Below are 13567 nucleotides of genomic sequence, written 5' to 3' on the forward strand. Positions count from 1 at the left end.
TGGGCGGTCAGCCCGTCGCCCGACAAAGCGCACGGGTGCTGTCCAGATAATGACTTGGCACCAACAGGCCGTCTTTCATTGCTGCCGTCCGCGCCTCCAGCCGCCGCTGACCGGGCAGGCGGGTGCCGTCGAGCGCGGATATGGAGTCAAGCAACTGGTCAATCCGTTCGAAATAGTCGGGCGACCCCTCAGGCGAAATGGCCATCAAGAACTGCCCGACACGTGGCTGTTTGCCCGTGGCTTTAAAGAATGACCCCGCCTCCGACGAAAACGTGCCGCCAGCAAAACAGGTGGCCAAAACCTCCACCATCAACGCCAGCGCCGTGCCTTTGGCATCACCAATCGGCAGCATGGAGCCAGCCAAGGCTGCTTCCGCATCTGTTGTTGGCTGCCCATCGACATCAATTGCCCAACCTTCGGGGATGTCTTTGCCCAGCTTCTTGGCATTCATCACCTTGCCCCGCGCCACTTTTGACAGGGAAAGGTCAATCACGAGTGGAGGCTTGCCCTGACGCGGTGCGGCGAAAGCAATGGGATTGGTGCCAAAGACAGGAGTTTTTGCGCCCCAAGGTGCGATGGCTTTCGGCGCATTCGCCACCATCATGCAGATGAGACCCTGTTCGGCCACTTGTTCCACATGCGACGCCAGAACACCGCAGTGGTGCGAATTATAGACCGACATGGTGGCCGTGCCGTTGGCGCGCGCCACCGCGACTCCTTTGCCAATGACCTCTTGCAAGGCAGGAAAGGCAAAGCCGCCGTCTGCGTCCGTGCGAAGGGCAGTGGTATTGGTGAGTTGGGTGCGCACCTCAGCCGCAGCATTGATCTTTCCCGACTGCACTTGGGAGATGTAATCCTCGATCCGTGAGAACCCGTGGCCGGATTGTCCTTCGGCTTCAGCGTGGACAAGTGCACTTGCTACGATCTGTGCGTCGTCCTCACGGACGCCATTGGCCTGAAACGCCGTACGGACTAGATCGATCGCGTCCTCAATCGCGATCCGCTCTACAGTGTCAGTCACGCTCACCTCCGCCTTGCCAACCACGACACCGTTTCACAATGTCACCAATCCCACAAGCGGACGGGTGCTGCACAGTAGATGAACCGCATACTCAATATTATGTAATATGTTCTGATGCTCAACCGTCCAACATCAAATCCACATGAATGTGGTTGCCGTCAGGGTCCCAGACGTTGAAGGCGGCGGTGTTGATCTCTTCGATGTCGGACCGGCGGTAGGTTTGACCGGCGGCTTTCAGCGTCGCCTCAAACGTCTTTGGGCTGCCGGCGGCGCGGAAGGCGAAATGCTCAATCTTCAGGGGCACCTCTGAGCCGGTCAGCTCCTGATCCAACACTTCGATCAGATGCAACATCACCGTCTCACCGGAATAGAGCCAGACACCCACATTGCCGAAATTCGGACGGAAGCCGGGAACCAGCCCCAGAATATCGCCGTACCACGCGGTCATGGCATCGGTGTTGGCGGTGAGCAGGCTGATATGGTCGAGGTGCTGAATTTTCATGTCCCAACCCTATGCAATAGCGCTAACGGCAATCAAGGCCACTTCAACAGCTCCGCGCGTCCAAGCTCTGCCAAACGACGATTGAAATCCACGGCGCGGTCATCCCCCAATTCTAGTGCAAATACGAATGCGTGGGTGAGGAAGAAACACATCGCATCCTCTTCCGCTGCCTCATCTGCCGCTTGTGCATAGAGCGTGACCAAGGCCGCTTTGTCATCCGCGGCATGTGCATCCAGCAACGCGGTGTCCAGCGCAGCCAAGGCTCACCCCTTGGTCAGTTGCGTGGCGACCCAATGGTGGAAGTTGTGCGTCGGCCCATCCATCGCGGGCGAAAACCGCCCGCCGTCAAAGTAATCGCCATGCCGCCCCTTCTGCATCCCTTCCACGACAAAGATATCCTCTTCAAACACGGTCTTCCAAAGTGCCGCGTTCTGCTCGCGCAGATCAGACAAGTCCGGCGACGCCTCAGGCGCAGTAGCATAGTAGAGTTCGATATGCTCCACTGTCTGCTCACAGGCTTTTGGCTCCAACACGATGGCAAAGGCATGATCGCGCTGCACACCCATCAGCACGTTGGGATAGACGGTGATATATTCCGCCCCCTCATCCCACTGTTGGGACAAGCCGTCGAAATCAGGAAACACCTCCCCGCTCTCGCCCTTGAGTTGGCGATAAACCAACGTGCCCTGCCCTGAATACCGATCCCGCTCTTCAATGTTGTAATGATCCTCCAACCGCGAATAACTGTTCAGCCCCGGATGCACCCACGGCAGGTGATAACTTTCGCAATAATTCTCCACCGCCAGCTTCCAGTTGGTTTTCACCCCCAATTTGAAAGACGACGTGTCACCGCCGTGATGCACGGGCTGCTCAAACTCTGACCAGCGCTGCAACAGATCGGCGTGCACCTCTTCAAACGGTGCGGCCTGCCCATCGACGTTGACAAAGATAACATCGCGCCAGACGTGGGATTTGATGCGGATGAGGCCCAATTCTGACTTATCCACATCCTCGTGCATGTTCTGACCCGGCCCGCCGACATGCGGCGTCGCCCGCAAGCTGCCGTCCAGCGCATAGCACCAGCTGTGATAAGGGCAGCGCACCACGCCTCCGATTTTCTTAGGCTTGTCGACAAGGATCATCCCGCGGTGCCGACAGGTGTTTTGAAACACACCGATCTGCCCCTCATGATCGCGCACTATCAACAGCGGCATGCCAAGGAAATCCACCGGCATGGCATCACCCGCCTTCGGCACATCTTTGCCAAAGCCAACGCCTGACCAATTTGTGAAAAGCACCTTGCGCTTTTCCAAATCGAACATCTCTGTATCGGTATAATGGGCGTTCGGCAGACCGTTCGCGGTGTTCACGGACTGAAGAACCGAACTCAATTCGCTGTGCTTGTTCATCTTAGGCGCTCCGAAAGGACTCGTCCGATATTGTGGCGCTTCAAGAGGTCCCGCCACAATCCCGTTCGCGCCATGAATCGGCCAATCGCGTCATTTTGGGTAGGCCGCGGTGCGTGGCAGCGCCGTTCAAATCTCCCGCGTGGCCCGCTTGTTGGCCGCCAATCGTAGGGTGAACGACACGAGGAAAAGAAGCGTCTGGACCAGCACAATGGTTGGCGCCGGCGCGCTGTCGAGGAAGAAGCTGGCGTAGATCCCAACCATCATGGTCGCAAAATTCACAACCACCGCGACCCAGAGCATTTGACTGAACCGCCGCGACAAAAGGAACGCAATCGCCCCCGGTGCGATCAGCAATCCGATCGACAGGATCAAACCGACCGCGGCCAAAGTCGCCACGATGGTCAGCGACAAAGCGGCCAGCAACCCATAGTGCAAAAGACCAACCGCTAGCCCCGCCGCCTTAGCCTGCGCCGGATCAAAGCTGTGCAGCAGCAGGTCTTTCCATTTCATCAAGATCAACCCGCTCACCAGAACGGAGATAATGCCAGCCGTCCAAAGCTCCGCTGGTTCGATACCCAGAATATTGCCAAAAAGGATGTGGTCGAGGTGTGCGTTCGTCTCCAACGCCACAAACATCACAATCCCTAATCCGAACATGCCGGAAAAGACGACGCCCATGACCGTGTCCTGTTTCACGCGGCTGTTCTCGGTCAGATATCCCGTCGCCACGGCGCAGAACATGCCCGCCGCAAACGCCCCGATCAAAAGCGGGATACCCGTGACATAGGCAAGCACAATCCCCGGCAGCACCGCATGGCTGACCGCGTCGCCCATCAGCGCCCAGCCTTTCAGCACTAGGTAGCAGGACAACAGCGCAGTCGGCACCGACACCAGCATCGCGATGTAAAAGGCGTTTTGCATAAAGCCGAACTGAAACGGTATTAAAAGTGTGTCGAAGGTCATCTGGCCACCTCCCGCGCGCGGGGCTTCGCAGCCAGCAGCCCGTATTTCGGCGCAAAGAGGAAGGACAATAGGAAAATGACCGTTTGCAAGACCACGATGATCCCACCCGTTGCCCCGTCAAAGAAATAACTGATGTAGGCCCCAAAAAAGCTCGTCACCGCACCAATCGCGACGGAGACGGCGATCAAACGTGGGAAGCGGTCACAAAGCAGATAGGCTGTCGCCCCCGGCGTCACCACCATCGCAATGACAAGGAATGCACCCACCGTCTGCAAAGCTGCAACGACGGAAGCGGAGAGGAGGATGAAAAACATCGCGCGCAACCGCTCTGGCCTCAAACCAATCGACCGCGCGTGGTTCTCATCAAAGAACGCGACCATAAGGTCCTTCCATTTCAACAACAGCACCGCCAAAGACACTAACCCGATGATCGCGAGTTGCAGCGTATCCGACGGCGAAATCGCCAGCACGTTGCCCATGATGATCGTCTGCACGTCAATGGCCACGGGGTTGATCGACACGATGAACAGGCCCAGCCCGAAGAAGGACGTGAAGATCAGCCCGATCACCACATCTACCTTCAGCCCCGACCGCTCCGTCAGGAACAGCATCGCCCCTGCCGCCAGCCCGCCCGCAAAGAAGGCACCAATCGCAAACGGCAGCCCCAGCATATAGGCGCCCGCAACGCCTGGGACGACAGAATGGGACAGCGCATCGCCGATCAGGGACCACCCCTTGAGCATCAGGAACGCCGATAGAAAGGCGCAGACTGCACCCACCAGCGCCGACACCCACATTGCATTGGTCATGTAGCCATAGCTGAAAGGTTCCAGCAGCAACTCCATCAGGGAGATTTGTCCTGTGTCTGTGTCTTTTCGCCGTATTGGACAAAGGGCCGCTCATCATCGGTGAGGATTGTCACCGTCCGCCCGTCGTCATCATCGTGCAGCTCATCACCGCCCAAGGTGAAGCGGCGCAGGACTCCGCCAAAGGCTTTCTCAAGATTGGACTTGGTAAAGGTCGTCTCCGTCGGGCCGTGGCTCAGGATAGTGCCTTTGACCAGCACCACACGGTCGCAAAACTCAGGGACGGAGCCAAGGTTGTGCGTCGACACCAGCATCACCCGCCCCTCGTCCTTGAGGTCGCGGAGCAGCTGGATGATCTGCTCTTCGGTTTTGACATCAACACCAGTGAACGGCTCATCCAGCAGGATCACCTGCCCGTCTTGCGCCAAAGCCCGCGCCAGAAACACCCGCTTGCGCTGACCGCCTGACAACTCCCCAATCTGGCGTTTGCGGTAGTCTTGCATGTTGACGCGCGCCAGCGCCTGATCGACCGCATCGCGGTCCACCTGCGACGGGCGGCGCATGAAGCCCATATGCCCGTAGCGGCCCATCATCACCACATCTTCGACCAGCACGGGGAAGGCCCAATCGACCTCCTCCGCCTGTGGGACGTAAGCGACAAGGTTTTGCTTCAGCGCCTCTTTGACCGATCTGCCAAGGACCGTGATCTCTCCCTTGGCGGTGGGGACAAACCCCATGATCGCCTTGAACAGGGTCGATTTGCCCGCGCCGTTGACGCCGACCAATGCAGTTACAGTGCCGCGCGGAATATCAAAGGACGCATCCCAAAGCGCGGCGTGCCCGTTGCGGTATGTGACCTTCACATCGCGAGCCGACAGCCCCGTTTGGGTGGAGAAGGCATCGAGCACTGCGTTACTCCGCTCCCTTGGTCAGACCTTCGGCAACCGTGCGTGCGGTCACAGTCAGCAGGTCAAGGTAGGTGGGCACCGGCCCATCCGCCTCGCTCAAACTGTCGACATAAAGCTCCCCACCATAGAGCGCGCCAGTTTCCCGCGCGACCTGTTTGGCTGGTGACGTGTTGACCGTGCTTTCACAGAACACGGTGGGGATCCCATTTTCCCGAACGCCATCAATCACTTTGCGCACCTGCTGCGGCGTGCCCACCTGATCGGCGTTCATCGGCCAGAGGTAGAGCTCCTTCAACTCAAAATCCCGCGCCAGATAGCTGAACGCCCCTTCACAAGTGACAAGCCAGCGCTTGTATTCTGGAATCTCCACGATCTGCTCGCGCAGCGGCTCAATCGTGTCGCGCAACTGGTCCTTATAAGCCGCCGCATTCGCCGCATAAAGCGCGGCATTGAGCGGGTCGTGTTCCGACAAGGCGGCGGTGATGTTGTCGATGTAAATCAGCGCATTCTCCAACCCCATCCACGCATGCGGGTTCGGCTTGCCGTTGTAGGTGCCTTCCGAAATCGCAATCGGCTCAATCCCGTCGGTCAGGGTGACAGAGGGCACATTGTCCAGATTGCTCAGAAACTGTTCAAACCAAAATTCAAGGTTCAGCCCGTTCCACAGGATCAGATCGGCATCGACAGCTTTGACAATATCGCGCGGCGTCGGCTCATAGCCGTGGATCTCTGCCCCCGGCTTGGTGATCGACACCACATCGGCTAAATCCCCCGCCACGTTCTGCGCCATATCGGCCAAAACGGTGAAGGTGGTCACAACTTTCAACCGCTCAGCCGAGGCCGCATTGGCCAGCATCCCGAACAGCAGGGCAAGCGCGATGACACGCATCAAACATCTCCTTTGAGTCTCTTACGACAAGAAAATGCGAATAGTTCGCAAATTGTCAATGCTATTGCGAACCATTCTCAGGGTGTTGTGAGTGCTAGGAAAGGCACTCCCCAAACGCGGCCGCCATATTGGTGATCATCTGCGGGTACAGCGATGGTCCGGGCGCGTACTCCAACCCCAACGGACTGATAATAACAGTCTTCACTGGCTGAGGGCCAAAGAGGATCGACACGAAGTCCTCATCAAAGGGCGCATCGGCCACAAAACAGGCGGCGCCGGAGGCCTCAATATCCCCCCTGATGCGGATGATATTCGACGGGCTCGGCTCCCGCGCATCGGCTGGGGTGACGGCAGCCACTTTGGTCAGGCCGAAATACCGGTCAAAATAGGCAAAGGCATCGTGATAGGCGATGTAAGACTTCCCGTCCAAGTCCACCGCTGCATTGGCGCGCGAAACGGCCCCCTCAATCGTCGAAATCCCGATCCGCGCGTTGATTGCGTAGTCATCGGCATTCTCGGGATCCAAGGCGGACAATACTTCCGCAATCTGCGTTAGCCACATCATAGCGTTGTCCGGATCAAGCCATCCATGCGGGTCATAGTCAGCATCGCCATGATCGTGATCGGAATGATCCTCATGCCCGTCTTCCAACGCGATGACCGTCAACTCGACATCCTCGCGCATCAAGGTGAAGTGCTGCGCCTCAGCGCCCAACGTTTCCAACGGTTCTTCCAACCACGGCGTCAGCGACGCCCCAATCCAGAATACGACATCTGCCTCACGGATCGACCGCGCCTCTGATGGGCGCAGCGTATGACCATGCGGCGACGCCCCAGGTGGCAGGATCAAAGACGGTTCCCCCACCCCATCCATCACTTGCGACACAAGGCTGTGCACAGGTAGAATATCGGTGGCGACGGATGGCACATCGGCCAAGATGAAAGAGGGCACCCCCAGAAGGGGCAAAGCCAAAAGCATTTTGCGAAACATGTGTCGATCCCAAGTCAGAACAAACGAGTTGATAGATGATATAATATAACATATCAACACCCAGACCTAAAATTGTCGGTACCCATGACACACGCCCATCACGACCACGGAAAATGCATCCAGAACGCGCGCCAGAAAGCGGATCAGTATTGTCGAGACAACGCCCTGCAACTCACACCCGTGCGCAAGCGGGTTCATGAGATCCTGCTGGGCGAACACCGCGCGATGGGGGCCTATGACATCTTAGAAACGTTGAGCGACGAAGGCTTGGGCAGCCAACCACCCGCCGTCTACCGTGCGCTCGACTTCCTGCAACAGCATGGCTTCGTGCATAAGATCGAACGGCTGAACGCCTTCGTCGCCTGTTCCAACCCCCTCAGCCATCATACACCCGCCTTCTTGATCTGCGGCACTTGCAAAGCCGTGGCGGAAGAGACCACAACCCACGACGTCAGCGCGCTCAACGCTACCGCTGCGGCGGCAGGATTCGACGTGGACCGGATCGTTGTCGAAGCGGTCGGCAACTGCGCCAAATGTCAGGACGCCTAACCATGCTCATCACGGCCAAGGGCTTGTCGGTCACGCTCGACAACCGCACCATTTTGCACCACGTCGACTTCGCTCTGAACGCCGGTGAGATTGTCACTGTGGTGGGGCCAAACGGATCCGGCAAGTCGACGCTGTTGCGCAGCCTCATTGGGGCGATCCCGCCCACCTCCGGCACGGTCGCGCAAGCGGACGGTCTGCGCATTGGCTACGTGCCGCAAAAGCTCGCCATCGACCCGACTTTGCCGCTGACCGTCGATCGGTTCTTGAAGCTGCCCAAACCCTCCCCAAACAAACAGATTGCGGAGGCTTTGAGCCGGACCGGCGCGGACCATCTGCGCCACCAACAGATGTCGCAACTTTCCGGCGGGCAGTTCCAACGCGTCCTTTTGGCCCGCGCGCTTTTGAGCGAGCCGCAGCTTCTGATCCTTGATGAGCCGACCCAAGGCCTCGACCAACCCGGTTCCGCCGCCTTCTATCAACTCATCGCCACGATCCGCGATGAACTCGGCTGCGCGATCCTGATGGTGAGCCATGAACTCCACGTTGTCATGGCCGCCTCTGACCGTGTGATTTGCCTCAACGGGCATGTCTGCTGCGAAGGCGCGCCAGAGCATGTCGCTTCCGCCCCTGAATATCGTGCGCTCTTTGGATCGGGCACCAAAGGAGCGCTGGCGCTCTACCGACACGATCACAACCACTCTCATGATCACGACCACAATCATGAGCACGCGGTCGAATAAAGATGATCGACAGCTTCCTTCTGATGACCGCCCTCGCTGGGATCGGTGTTGCCCTTGCCGCCGCCCCATTGGGCTGCTTTGTGGTCTGGCGACGGATGGCCTACTTCGGCGACGCCACCGCCCACGCCGCCCTGCTTGGCGTGGCACTCGCTTTGGCGCTCAACCTCTCCGTTTTTGTTGGCGTCGTATGTCTGACGCTGGTCATGGCGCTTGCCGTCACATCGCTGACTTCGCGCGGCTACGCGATGGACACGCTGCTTGGTGTCATGGCGCACAGCGCGCTGGCGCTTGGCCTTGTCGCGGTGTCCTTCATCCAAGGCGTTCGCATTGATCTGATGGCGTACCTTTTTGGCGACATCCTCGCCGTGGGCACGACCGATCTTCTGGTGATCTGGGGCGGTGCCATCGCGGTCATCGTGCTGCTGACATGGCGTTGGTCCGCCTTGCTCACCAGCACTTTGAACGTCGACCTCGCAAAAGCCTCCGGCATCGACCCGAAGCGAGAGGAGCTGATCCTGACCGTTGCCCTCGCCATCACCATCGCGGTGGCGATCAAAGTGATTGGCGTGCTTTTAATCGCCTCCATGTTGATCATTCCTGCCGCTTCCGCGCGGCAACTGGCCAGCACGCCAGAGCGTATGGCCTTCACCGCCGCCGCCCTGGGCTGTGTCTCCGTCGTGTCAGGGATTTTGGCGTCGTTCACCTTCGACACACCCACGGGGCCTACCATCGTCTGCGCCGCGGCGCTACTCTTTTGTCTGGCAAATATCGCGGCGCTTTTCCGGCGCGCGGCCTAAGGGTCAACTAAAAAATCCTTGCTCCGAAACACTTTGACAGAGCCCAAAAACTTCCTAAGGGTATGATATGACTAACTGTACGCACCTCGCATCTGAAAAAGTTGAAGGGTTCTGGTTGGATGATCCTGTTCATCGCGTTTGGCTGAAATCCGACGCCCAGAGTCAGTTTGAATTCTTCAAATCTAGTATGCGGCCCGAGGGCGGGTTTCATTTGCTGGATTGGCACGGCAACCCGCTGGCCACGGATTTGCAAGAACTGCATTCAACGACGCGGTTGGTGCATTCCTATGCTTTGGGTCATCAGTTTGGTGTTGCTGGTGCGGATGACATGATCGACCAGGGGATGTCTTATCTGTTTAACGCACATCGTGATCAGACGTTCGGCGGGTACTTCTGGTCCTGTGACAGCGCCGGGTCGGTGGATGACAAAAAGCTGGCTTATGGGCATGTCTTTGTCTTGCTTGCTGGAGCGAGTGCCAAGATGGCAGGGCATCCCAAAGCGAATGAATTGATCGAAGATGTCACCACCATCCTGAATGATCGGTTCTGGGAAGAGGACGTTGGTCTTTTTGCGGATGAATGGAACCGTGACTGGACCCCGTTTTCAACCTATCGCGGGATGAATGCGAATATGCATGCGGTGGAGGCGCTGCTGACAGCTTTTGAAGCGACGGGTCAGGCCGAGTATCTTGAGAAGGCGGGCCGCATCCTTGAGTTCTTCATTGGACGGATTGCGCCTGACTATGATTGGCGCTTACCGGAGCATTACGATGCGCAATGGCGGGTCGATCTGGCCTATGTGGGCAATCCGATGTTCCGGCCAAATGGTACAACGCCAGGGCATTCTTTCGAACTCACGCGCTTGCATCTACAGCATTGGGATTTGGCCGGTCGGCCCGACACCGGCGCCCCGCAAGCGGCGCGACGCATTATGGAAACCGCGCTGCGGGATGCATGGTCGGAGGAGGGCGGGTTCTTCTACACGCTGGATGCGCAAGGTCAGCCAGCGATCAGGGATCGCTATTGGTGGCCCGTAACAGAAGCGATTGGCGTGCTTGCGGCTTTTATCAAATTGGAACGAAATCCAGCGGATGAATACTGGTATCGGCACGTCTGGCGTTTTGCCCATGACCATTTCGTAGATCATGACGCCGGCGGTTGGTTTCATGAGTTGGATGCCGACGGTCGCGCGATAGAGGCACTTTTCGCCGGTAAGGGCGACATATACCACGCGCTGCAGGCTGATCTGTTTCCGCTGGCGCGCGGTATATCACGGTTGGATCTGTCGGCGACCTAGGCCCCACTACGCCTTTCGATCCAAGCATATCCTTCGAAGGTGTGGAGGAAGGCCCTGTCTTGGACGGGGTTGTCCAAATCCACGGTTGCAGCACAGGCGCTCCGGCAGGGAGTGCCAGTTTGACAGGGTGAATGACGATGCGGATGTCGGGTCGGTGCGAAGACAGAATCCCGAAAGCTGCAAAACGTGTCTTGCCTGCGTGCGGCGTGAAATGGTGAGGCCCGCGCTACGTCTTCCGGATCAATGTGTCGCCTGGTTGCTGCTTTGGCTTCAGACTGATGGTCGTTTCATGGTCTTTCACACCCATATGACGTTCCACGATAACCTCAGCAGCCCTTTGACCAATCTCGCGGCGGCAGGCATCCATAGTCGCCAAACGCAACGACAGCCCTTCGAGCAACTCAACAGCGTTGAAACCCGCCAACCCGATGTCATCAGGAATTTTGCGCCCCGTTTCCTGCAGATATAGCAAGCCGCCAGCGCCGATCATATCATTGGAATAATAAAGAAAATCGAGGTCCGGCGAACGTTCTAGCATAGCTTGGGTCATTTCGCGCCCTTTGGCTAGCGCGGACCCGCCGGAGTAGAATTCCTGATCGGCGATTTCGATCCCGCTTTGGGCCAACGTGCGGGTGAACCCTTCAAACCTCTTACGGGCGCGGTGGTCGAGCGGCATTTTCGTGCCCATGAAGCCGATCTTGCGATAGCCCGCTTCAATGATCGCTTCCGCCATTTTCCGACCTGCGCGTCGGTGGGATATGCCGACACATGTGTCGATCGGTTCGCCGTCTACGTCCATGATCTCGATTACCGGAATGTCGGCTTGCCGGAGCATAGCGCGCGACGCCTCGGAATGTTCAAGTCCCGCGATGATGACGCCAGCAGGCCGCCACGACAGCATATCGAAAAGAACTTTCTCTTCCTTCTCAGGCAGATAGTCCGTGACGCCAACAACGGGCTGCAGCTCAGTCGATTCAAGGACAGACGAAATGCCTGAAAGCACCTCCGGAAACACCATATTGCCTAAGGACGGGATGATAACGGCCACGAGATTGACTTGTTGGGAGGCCAACGCGCCTGCGATCTTGTTCGGCACGTAGCCAAGGCGTTTCGCGGCATTCTGAACTTTTTCGCGGGTAACGGCGCTGACATCGCCCTTGTTGCGCAGGACGCGGCTGACGGTCATTTCGCTGACGCCGGATGCTTCTGAGACATCGCGTAAGGTCAGTGGGCGCTTGGTTGGATCGGTCAAGTACGTCTTGCCCCATAGTTTTGGCAGTTATGAACCTCTACCTTGCCTGAGCGTCCAATCCAAGCCCGACCGTTGACCACGCTTAATTTCTGCGCGACGTAGAGGTTAGAGGCCCCGTGGCTCAACTGGATAGAGCAGCCCCCTCCTAAGGGGCAGGTTGCAGGTTCGAATCCTGCCGGGGTCGCCAGCAAATTATTGAAAAATATACTAAAATATACAGCCGCCTTGATGTAATGAGGTGTGAGTAGGGGCATCTCTGTACCAAATTTTAGTATTTCCTGTACCGAATTTGCTTGACAAATCTAGTAAAATGTTATAGTATATTGTCAAGGGACGACGCCTCAGGTGCGAACTCCCTTGCCCCCATAAATATAGCAGCAGGTGACCCATGAGTGTCTTCTCTCAAGACTCAGACTCCATTTCGGATTCCAAGCAAAACAACGAACCAAAAACCTTTCAGCAGTGGCAGCAGATGAGACGATCAAATCCTTCTGGGATGGCTGGTTACTACTCAACCAAGTCGCAGCAGAAGATGATGCAAGATCGGGAAATTTTAGGGAGTGCTTTCTATGACTAATCTGGAACTCCTCGAGCAGCTGGACGGGGCAAGAGACCTTTTCCAATCAGCAAACGTACAAGAGCAACATGAGATTGAAGCTATTCGTACTGAACTGCGTCTTCGGGGTTTGTTTAGCTCAAAGCAAATCAGACCGACCAGCTTGGCTTATGAGTCAATCGTCGCTGTTTTGTTTATGCAGATGGTGCAGACAGGTGCGAGGCTGACTGTTCCGCCTACTATTCAAAGTAATCCTCACAAATACTCAATACCTACGGCGTTGCCTCGTGACTTAACAGCAGCCGTAAAGGGCAACCTGCTTTCGTTAGAGGACAGTACGTACAGTGCATCGCTTCCTTTGTATCAGCTGGTTCAAGATACCTTAGCACGTGTCAACGGGACTAAGGAGGCAGCAGCATGAGTATGACGCCTCTTACAGATCGTATTTATGATGACCCACGTGATTGTCCTAATGAGTATGTCCGCAACGGATACACTTTGTTTAGACCTGCGTTCAGTGATCCTGAGCGCCTAAATGGGCTATCAGCATGGGCAGTTTTGAATGATGGCAGCGAAATCAGCCTCTGGCGTCATCCCACAACTGTTCGTTTGTACGAAGCTCGTGGTGGCGTCACCGCTGGAACGATGTGGACAGGTGTCGGGGCTTGGTGTGCCGCCATTCAGAAGCACGTCCTCAAGAATGAGGAGGTGACAGATGACGCATAGAACAACTGACAAACCAGACGGAAGTGCAGCTTATCCCTCGCAACCGAAGTGGACAGAGAGCGTGTCGATGAATCTCATCGTGTACGCAGCAATCCCGCAGAACACGTTCTACAAAGACCCTGACGGTCTACTGAGATTCAAGGGAGACCTACAATGAAGAA

16 protein-coding genes and 1 tRNA gene are annotated in these 13567 nt (G+C 57.0%); 7 read left to right on the top strand and 10 right to left on the bottom strand.

Annotated elements, in window-relative coordinates; translation table 11 throughout:
• Nucleotides 1–7: 7 nt before the first annotated feature.
• From ACTF5F_RS01170 to ACTF5F_RS01210, 9 genes are all read right to left on the bottom strand, one after another.
• On the bottom strand, nt 8–1021 hold the full coding sequence (locus ACTF5F_RS01170) for an Ldh family oxidoreductase (protein ID WP_438955050.1): 1014 nt from the start codon (nt 1019–1021) through the stop codon (nt 8–10).
• Nucleotides 1022–1139: 118 nt separating this feature from the next.
• Complete coding sequence (locus ACTF5F_RS01175; protein WP_438955051.1) at nt 1140–1523, bottom strand: glyoxalase; 384 nt, start codon at nt 1521–1523, stop codon at nt 1140–1142.
• A gap of 32 nt (nt 1524–1555) precedes the next feature.
• Entirely contained in the window at nt 1556–1783 is a 228-nt protein-coding gene (locus ACTF5F_RS01180) for a hypothetical protein (protein WP_438955052.1), read from the bottom strand.
• Nucleotides 1784–1786: 3 nt separating this feature from the next.
• Complete coding sequence (locus ACTF5F_RS01185; RefSeq protein ID WP_438955053.1) at nt 1787–2932, bottom strand: aromatic ring-hydroxylating oxygenase subunit alpha; 1146 nt, start codon at nt 2930–2932, stop codon at nt 1787–1789.
• Between the two features lie 126 nt (nt 2933–3058).
• The gene (locus ACTF5F_RS01190) at nt 3059–3895 is read right to left on the bottom strand and encodes a metal ABC transporter permease (RefSeq protein WP_438955054.1); all 837 of its coding nucleotides are present in this window, start codon (nt 3893–3895) and stop codon (nt 3059–3061) included.
• Complete coding sequence (locus tag ACTF5F_RS01195; RefSeq protein WP_438955055.1) at nt 3892–4740, bottom strand: metal ABC transporter permease; 849 nt, start codon at nt 4738–4740, stop codon at nt 3892–3894. Before ACTF5F_RS01195 ends, ACTF5F_RS01190 begins: the two co-directional genes overlap by 4 nt.
• The gene (locus tag ACTF5F_RS01200) at nt 4740–5609 is read right to left on the bottom strand and encodes a manganese/iron ABC transporter ATP-binding protein (protein WP_438955056.1); all 870 of its coding nucleotides are present in this window, start codon (nt 5607–5609) and stop codon (nt 4740–4742) included. The genes ACTF5F_RS01195 and ACTF5F_RS01200 overlap by 1 nt, the downstream gene beginning before the upstream one ends.
• A gap of 4 nt (nt 5610–5613) precedes the next feature.
• Nucleotides 5614–6498, bottom strand: coding sequence for a metal ABC transporter substrate-binding protein (locus ACTF5F_RS01205; protein ID WP_438955057.1), 885 nt, complete (start codon nt 6496–6498; stop codon nt 5614–5616).
• A gap of 94 nt (nt 6499–6592) precedes the next feature.
• Nucleotides 6593–7489, bottom strand: coding sequence for a zinc ABC transporter substrate-binding protein (locus tag ACTF5F_RS01210; protein WP_438955058.1), 897 nt, complete (start codon nt 7487–7489; stop codon nt 6593–6595).
• An 84-nt stretch (nt 7490–7573) separates the two neighbouring features.
• On the opposite strand from ACTF5F_RS01210, the gene ACTF5F_RS01215 reads away from it, so the two are divergent.
• From ACTF5F_RS01215 to ACTF5F_RS01230, 4 genes are all read left to right on the top strand, one after another.
• Nucleotides 7574–8038: a Fur family transcriptional regulator gene (locus tag ACTF5F_RS01215; RefSeq protein WP_438955059.1), complete on the top strand. Its 465-nt coding sequence runs from the start codon at nt 7574–7576 to the stop codon at nt 8036–8038.
• A 2-nt stretch (nt 8039–8040) separates the two neighbouring features.
• Nucleotides 8041–8778 (top strand): zinc ABC transporter ATP-binding protein ZnuC, encoded by a 738-nt coding sequence (gene znuC / locus ACTF5F_RS01220; RefSeq protein WP_438955060.1) that lies wholly within the window; start codon nt 8041–8043, stop codon nt 8776–8778.
• A gap of 2 nt (nt 8779–8780) precedes the next feature.
• Nucleotides 8781–9575 (top strand): metal ABC transporter permease, encoded by a 795-nt coding sequence (locus ACTF5F_RS01225; protein WP_438955061.1) that lies wholly within the window; start codon nt 8781–8783, stop codon nt 9573–9575.
• 67 nt (nt 9576–9642) lie between these two features.
• Nucleotides 9643–10872 (top strand): AGE family epimerase/isomerase, encoded by a 1230-nt coding sequence (locus ACTF5F_RS01230; RefSeq protein ID WP_438955062.1) that lies wholly within the window; start codon nt 9643–9645, stop codon nt 10870–10872.
• A gap of 226 nt (nt 10873–11098) precedes the next feature.
• Here the strand turns inward: ACTF5F_RS01230 and ACTF5F_RS01235 are convergent, their stop codons facing one another.
• Complete coding sequence (locus tag ACTF5F_RS01235; protein ID WP_438955063.1) at nt 11099–12124, bottom strand: LacI family DNA-binding transcriptional regulator; 1026 nt, start codon at nt 12122–12124, stop codon at nt 11099–11101.
• A gap of 110 nt (nt 12125–12234) precedes the next feature.
• Here ACTF5F_RS01235 and ACTF5F_RS01240 point away from each other — a divergent pair.
• From ACTF5F_RS01240 to ACTF5F_RS01250, 3 genes are all read left to right on the top strand, one after another.
• Nucleotides 12235–12311: transfer RNA gene (locus ACTF5F_RS01240), tRNA-Arg, on the top strand.
• Nucleotides 12312–12693: 382 nt separating this feature from the next.
• Nucleotides 12694–13101, top strand: a complete 408-nt coding sequence (locus tag ACTF5F_RS01245; RefSeq protein WP_438955064.1) for a hypothetical protein — start codon at nt 12694–12696, stop codon at nt 13099–13101.
• Nucleotides 13098–13406, top strand: coding sequence for a hypothetical protein (locus tag ACTF5F_RS01250; RefSeq protein ID WP_438955065.1), 309 nt, complete (start codon nt 13098–13100; stop codon nt 13404–13406). Before ACTF5F_RS01245 ends, ACTF5F_RS01250 begins: the two co-directional genes overlap by 4 nt.
• The last annotated feature ends 161 nt before the right edge of the window (nt 13407–13567 follow it).

The organism is Cognatiyoonia sp. (assembly GCF_965661665.1).
GTDB lineage: Bacteria > Pseudomonadota > Alphaproteobacteria > Rhodobacterales > Rhodobacteraceae > Cognatiyoonia.